The organism is Pseudarthrobacter sp. B4EP4b, from assembly GCF_006680095.1.
Taxonomy (GTDB): Bacteria; Actinomycetota; Actinomycetes; order Actinomycetales; family Micrococcaceae; genus Arthrobacter.
This window is the reverse complement of sequence record NZ_VHIJ01000086.1, coordinates 1-5,992: the sequence shown is the minus strand read 5'-3', so window position 1 is coordinate 5,992 and position 5,992 is coordinate 1. Positions and strand designations below refer to the sequence as shown.

The window sequence follows — 5,992 nt, the reverse complement described above, 5'->3', positions numbered from 1 at the left end:
ATTCACCGTCGACGGCGACACCGCCCACACCTTGCCCGACGCAGCATCCGTCACCGAAATCACGTCCGAACCGAAACTCACATCAGCAGCACCCGGCAACTGCTTATCCCCGCCCAGGCGCATGTTCGCCGGCGACACCTGGTTCAACGTCGAACCAGACTCATCATCAACAAACACCTCCCCCGCATCCTGCAGGATGTCAAACGTCGTCGACGCCGGCGTCACCGCACCATCCAAAACACGCGACGGGTAATTCAGCCGGCCCACCGCGTTCTTGGACTTCGAGACCACCCACACGCCGCCGTCGTTCAAGTCCACCTCAGTGGTCTTAAACCCCGGATACAACACAGCACCGGTCACCACCACAACAACAGCAGCACCAAACGCAGCACCACTGACCAGCCGCCGCGAGCGGAAGCGCCCTTCAGAGATTCCCGGCCCTTTTGAGCGCGCAGGTCTGCGAAGTTTCACGATGTTGTTTCCCCCAGTAAGGCTTCGGCAGAGCCGGTTTCCGGCATGCTGTGGCCGGGTGTCTTCCGACTATATCGGAATTCACCATCAAATGGATAAAGTCAGGATGGACGGTTTTACAGGCCGCCGGTCAGTCCAGGACCAGCCCTTTACCCAAGCCCCGGGTGAGCCGGACGGGCCGGATTTCGCCGAAGCCGCGGACGTTTTCGGGGGGCTGGGGCACCATCACAAAACGTTCATCCTGTTCCAAGGCTGACGCGGTCATGGAGTCCACCAGCACGGTTCCCGGATCCGCGAGGGACGTCAGGCGTGCGGCAAGGTTAACGGTGGGCCCGTAGATGTCGCCGAGCCGGGACAGGATCCTGCCCCACACCATGGCCACCCTGGCTTCGGGAAGGATCTCGTCCTCGGTGAAGGCATGGGCCAGTGCCAGCGAAATTTCCGCTCCGGCAGCGGGCGTTTCGGCAATGTAGAGCACTTCGTCGCCCACGGTCTTGACCAGCCGGCCGCCGCCCACGGAAATGATTTCCGCGCACTTGTTCTCGAAGCGCTGCACCAGGCGGGCCAGTGTTTTCTCGTTCATCCGCCGGGACAGGCTGGTGTAGGAAACCAGGTCAGCAAAGCCGACGGCACGTGCCAGGGGCAGCGGGGCATCGTCCTCGTCGCCGTCGCGGCCTTCTTCGCTTGCCTGCAGGCCGGCCTCGGCGCGGACCGCCAACCGCTGGACGCCTGCGTTGAGCTGGCGCCGCCAGGAGTAGACAAGCACCTCCTCGAGGGCGTCCACCAGGGCGGGAAGTTCGTTCACCAGGCGCTTGCGGGCCACGGCGTCGCTGACGCCCTGCTCGTGCACCATGTCCTCCACCAGTGCCTCGATCTGCCAGACCACCATGCGGTCCGTCATCTGCCCGATGGAGCGCGTGACGGAAATGGCCGCTTCCTCCGTCAGCTTGCCCGAACGGACCAGATCCACCACGGTGGACAGGGCCGCCTGGTCGCGCTCGGTGAACGCCACGTCCTCGTCCCCGAAGTTGGGAAAACCCAGGGCGCGCCACAGCTTGCGTGCAGAGAGCAGGGACAGCCCTGCGCCGGCAGCGACTTCACGACGGCGGAGCTTGCGTTCCCCGCCCAGGAGCCGGGCCTCGAGGGCTTTCATGGCCAGCCGCTCGGCGGACATGGTGCCGGTGGGAGGATGGGCGTCCGCCTCCGGAGCGGGCGCGACGGACCCGACGCGTTCCTGCTGGTCCTCATCGTTCATCCCGTCCACCTTCTCTCATTTCCCACGGCAAAGCTTCGTCAGGGTCATCCGTTGACCCGTCGGGCTGGACATCCTGCCCGTCCGGCAGGTCCTCGATGGCATCGAGGATGAAGTCCCGGAACCTGGCTACCTCCGGCACGTCCGGGAACGTCACCACTGACTGATATCCGGCTTCCAAGGATATATTCCCCGAGCGGAAGAGGCGTTGCAGGACCGATTCATGGACAGTGAGGTTGCGGACCGAGGCCAGGTTCACCTGCTGGTCACGCCGCTTCCACATACCGGACCTGGCCACCAGCCTCCTGCTGGTGAGCGTGTACCGGGTGCTTTGCCAGCGCAGCAGCCGGGGCAGGCAGAACCCCAGCCACACCGCGGCTGCGGCAAGGACGCAGCCGCCCACCAGCCACGGTGTCCAGCGGCCGGAGAGCGCGGGCACGGCCCGCGCTGCCCCGCCGCGGATCAGCCAGGCGGAACAAAAGGCCGCAACCGCCGGCGCGAGGATAAACGCAACCCCGGCGCCGGCGAGCCGCCGCGGCTGCGGGCGGGTGGTCACAATGACCTGCTCGCCCGGCAGGAGGTCTTTACGCATAACCGCCTTGGCCGGAAGCGTCGGGGGAAGTCCACGGCCGCAGATGCACCACGTCCCCGGCGGTGACCACGTGTTCACGCGCGTCCCGGTCAACCACCAGCAGGGAACCGTATTCGTCAAGCCTGGATGCGTGGCCGATGATCTCGTGATCCCCCGGAAGCTGCGCCCGGACCTGCTTGCCCAAGGTGACCATCACTGCCTCTACCCGCTTGTGCAGGGACGGCCCGCCCGCCATCCCTGCCGCCGGGTCGCCGTCGGCATTGCAGAAGCTGCGGTAGAGCACGGAGAAGTTTGACAGGTAGCTTTTCAGGAGCACTGTCCGGTCCGCCGTCCGGGCGCCCTCCAGCACCACCGAGGTGGCGGTGGGAACAGGCAGTTCACTGGCGGTAAGTGTGACGTTGAGGCCTGTGCCCAGGATGACCGGCGGCACGGAGCCGTCCACCATGGGTCCCAGTTGGGCCAGGATGCCGGCGATCTTCTTCCCCCTGACCAGGACATCGTTGGGCCATTTGAGTTCGGCGGGGACACCGGCTGATTCGAGGAGTGTTTCACGGAGCGCGAGTGCCGCGATCAGCGACAACCAGGAGTAGCTTTGCGTGGGCAGCGGGCGGCCTTCGGCGTTGGCCGGGCGAAGGACCACCGAAACCGAGATGGAGCTCAGGGGCGGGGCTTCCCAGTGCCTGTCGAGCCGGCCCCGCGCAGCCGTCTGGTACTCAGCGGTGAGCACGGAGAGGTCTGGCCAGGCTGCAGGCTCAACGGTGACAGACCGGAGGAGGTCGGCGTTGGTGGATCCGGTGGAGTCCACCACGTCAAGCCGGGGGATGCCGGTGGCGGACAGGAAGCGCTCGTCCGCCAGGTCCCTCCGGTTCAGGGGCGTACCGGGGGTGTGTGCGTCATCCATAGCTAAATCCTACAGAGCCAACCTGTGCCGGCCCGCGCCCGTTCCCGCCCTACAGGAAGATGTCCGCTACGAGCCGGTCCTCCGGGGCACCCAGGCTGTAGGGACGGAAGTCCGATACTCCTGCCGCCGCCAGGACTTCCTCATCCGTGTAGAAATTGCCGCTGGCCGCGCCGCCGGCCGCGAGGTTGGCGCCGGTGAGGACAGCGTGGGCGGCATCAGCCATGATCTGTGGCCCGCGCGCCGCCTGGACCATCTGGTCGCCGTGGGGCATGTTCCGGATTGCCGCGGTGTCGATCAAGGTGCAGGGCCACAGTGAGTTGACCCGGATTCCATCCGCCTTCAGCTCTTCCGCCAGCCCCAACGTAGTCAGGCTCATTCCGTATTTGGCCATGGTGTAGGCCAGGTGCTTGCCGGCCCAGTGCGGGTCAAGGTTCAGCGGCGGCGAGAGGGTCAGGATCTGCCCGGCGCCGGAGGCGCGCAGGGTGGGCAGGGCCAGCTTGGACAGCAGGAACGTCCCGCGGACATTGATGTCCTGCATGAGGTCGTACCTTTTCATGTCCACCGCATCAGTGCGGGACAGGTCGATGGCGGAAGCATTGTTAATAACGACGTCGATGCCGCCGAAGCGGTCCACGGCAGCTGAGACAGCGCGCGCCACGTCGTCGTCGTTCCGGACGTCACCCACCAGGGGAAGCGCCTGGCCGCCGGCAGCCACCAGCTCTTCTGCGGCGGTGTAGACCGTGCCGGCAAGCTTGGGGTGCGGCTCGCCGGTCTTGGCCATCAGCACGATGTTGGCACCGTCCTGCGCGGCGCGCACCGCGATGGCGAGCCCGATTCCCCGGCTTCCACCGGAAATCAAAACAGTGCGTCCCCGCAGGGATCCGCTGGCTTGGTAGGGGCTTGCCGGAGAGTCCGAAGCGTCGTTGCTCAAAGTCATGGAGTCACTCTAACCCACTTATGTTACCGGTGAGTAACTTATCGCGGCGGGCTGCGGCACGGCAGAAAATTGTAGGTTTTCTACAGCAGCCGCCGCCAGAAGCGTCACTAGACTAGCCAGCAGGGTTCGTTTTTTGTGTGGATGCTACTTAACTCCCGCAACAGACCAGCCAGCAACAACAGCGCCACTGGACCAATCTGCTACAGAGCCGGAGATATTTGATGAGCCACGATCTGACAACGACAGCGGGAAAGATCGCCGATTTCCGCGACCGCCAGGCCCGTGCCGAACAGCCCTCCGGCCCTGAAGCTATCGAGAAGCAGCACGCCCGCGGCAAGAACACCGCCCGCGAGCGCATCAGCCTCCTGCTGGACGAAGACTCGTTTGTTGAGTTCGACGCCCTGGCGGTCCACCGATCCACGGCGTTCGGCATGGAGAAGAAGAAACCCCTTGGTGACGGCCTGGTTTCGGGTTACGGCACCGTGGACGGCCGTCCCGTGGCGGTCTACAGCCAGGACTTCTCCGTCTACGGCGGCTCCCTGAGCCAGGTCAACGGCGAGAAGATCGTCAAGGTCCAGGAGTTCGCGATCCGCAACGGCTGCCCCGTGGTGGGCATCCTGGACGGCGGCGGCGCACGTATCCAGGAGGGTGTCGCCTCACTGGCCATGTTCGCCGACATCTTCCGCAACAACGTCCACGCCTCAGGCGTGGTCCCGCAGATTTCCCTGATCATGGGCCCTTCTGCCGGCGGCGCCGCCTACTCCCCCGCCCTCACCGACTACGTGGTGATGGTGGACAAGACCTCGCACATGTTCATCACCGGCCCGGACGTCATCAAGACGGTCACCGGCGAGGACGTGGACATGGAGACGCTTGGCGGTGCCCGCCAGCACAATGCCACCACCGGCACGTCCACCTACCTGGCCTCGGACGAAGCCGATGCCATCGAGTTCGTCCGCGAACTGCTGGACTTCCTGCCGTCAAACAACCTTTCCGAGGCACCTGTCCTGGAGCACCAGCAGGAGTTGGAGCTCGACGACGACGACCTTGCCCTGGACACGCTCATCCCGGATTCGGCCAACCAGCCCTATGACATGCGCAGCGTGGTGGAGCAGATCGTGGACGACGGCCACTTCCTGGAGATGCAGTCCCTGTACGCCCCCAACGTGATGATCGGCTACGGCCGGGTGGAGGGCCACACGGTGGGCATCGTGGCCAACCAGCCCCTGCAGTTCGCCGGGACCCTGGACATCGCCGCGTCCGAAAAGGCTGCGCGCTTTGTTCGCCACTGCGATGCCTTCAACATCCCCATCATCACCCTGGTGGACGTTCCCGGCTTCCTGCCCGGCAAGGACCAGGAGTTCCAGGGCATCATCCGCCGCGGTGCCAAACTCCTGTACGCCTACGCCGAGGCCACCGTCCCCAAGCTCACCGTGATCACCCGCAAGGCCTACGGCGGCGCCTACATTGTGATGGGTTCCAAGAAACTGGGCGCAGACCTGAACCTCGCCTGGCCCACCGCGCAGATCGGCGTGATGGGCGCCCAGGGTGCCGTCAACATCCTCTACCGCCGCGATCTGGCGTCCGTTGCCGAGGCCGGCGGAGACGTCGAAGCCCGGCGCGCCGAGGTCATCCGCCAGTACGAGGAAGAGCTGCTGAACCCGTACCAGGCAGCCCAGCTTGGCTATGTTGACGCCGTCATCGCCCCCTCCGAAACCCGGACCCAGATCATCAAGGGCCTGCGCGCGCTCCGCGACAAACGCGCGAGCCTCCCCACCAAGAAGCACGGGAACATCCCGCTGTGATCCCCACCCGCCCCCTAACTTCGCAAGCTCAGCC

The 5,992-nt window shown here is 65.4% G+C and carries 6 protein-coding genes; 1 reads left to right on the top strand and 5 read right to left on the bottom strand.

What is annotated here, in order from left to right:
* The 5 genes from FNL14_RS22800 to FNL14_RS22780 all read right to left on the bottom strand — a co-directional run.
* The coding region (locus FNL14_RS22800; RefSeq protein WP_255470976.1) for a hypothetical protein at window positions 1-360 on the bottom strand (360 nt) is incomplete at its 3' end.
* Window positions 361-601: 241 nt separating this feature from the next.
* Window positions 602-1,726, bottom strand: a complete 1,125-nt coding sequence (locus FNL14_RS22795; RefSeq protein ID WP_091418325.1) for an adenylate/guanylate cyclase domain-containing protein — start codon at window positions 1,724-1,726, stop codon at window positions 602-604.
* Complete coding sequence (locus tag FNL14_RS22790; RefSeq protein WP_091418327.1) at window positions 1,716-2,315, bottom strand: PH domain-containing protein; 600 nt, start codon at window positions 2,313-2,315, stop codon at window positions 1,716-1,718. The genes FNL14_RS22795 and FNL14_RS22790 overlap by 11 nt, the downstream gene beginning before the upstream one ends.
* The gene (locus tag FNL14_RS22785) at window positions 2,308-3,216 is read right to left on the bottom strand and encodes a biotin--[acetyl-CoA-carboxylase] ligase (RefSeq protein ID WP_142065041.1); all 909 of its coding nucleotides are present in this window, start codon (window positions 3,214-3,216) and stop codon (window positions 2,308-2,310) included. Before FNL14_RS22785 ends, FNL14_RS22790 begins: the two co-directional genes overlap by 8 nt.
* A gap of 49 nt (window positions 3,217-3,265) precedes the next feature.
* Window positions 3,266-4,153 carry an NAD(P)-dependent oxidoreductase gene (locus FNL14_RS22780; protein WP_142065038.1) on the bottom strand — a complete coding sequence of 296 codons (888 nt, stop codon included), beginning with the start codon at window positions 4,151-4,153 and terminating at the stop codon, window positions 3,266-3,268.
* Window positions 4,154-4,374: 221 nt separating this feature from the next.
* Between FNL14_RS22780 and FNL14_RS22775 the strand changes: the two genes are divergently transcribed.
* Window positions 4,375-5,958: an acyl-CoA carboxylase subunit beta gene (locus tag FNL14_RS22775; protein WP_142065035.1), complete on the top strand. Its 1,584-nt coding sequence runs from the start codon at window positions 4,375-4,377 to the stop codon at window positions 5,956-5,958.
* The last annotated feature ends 34 nt before the right edge of the window (window positions 5,959-5,992 follow it).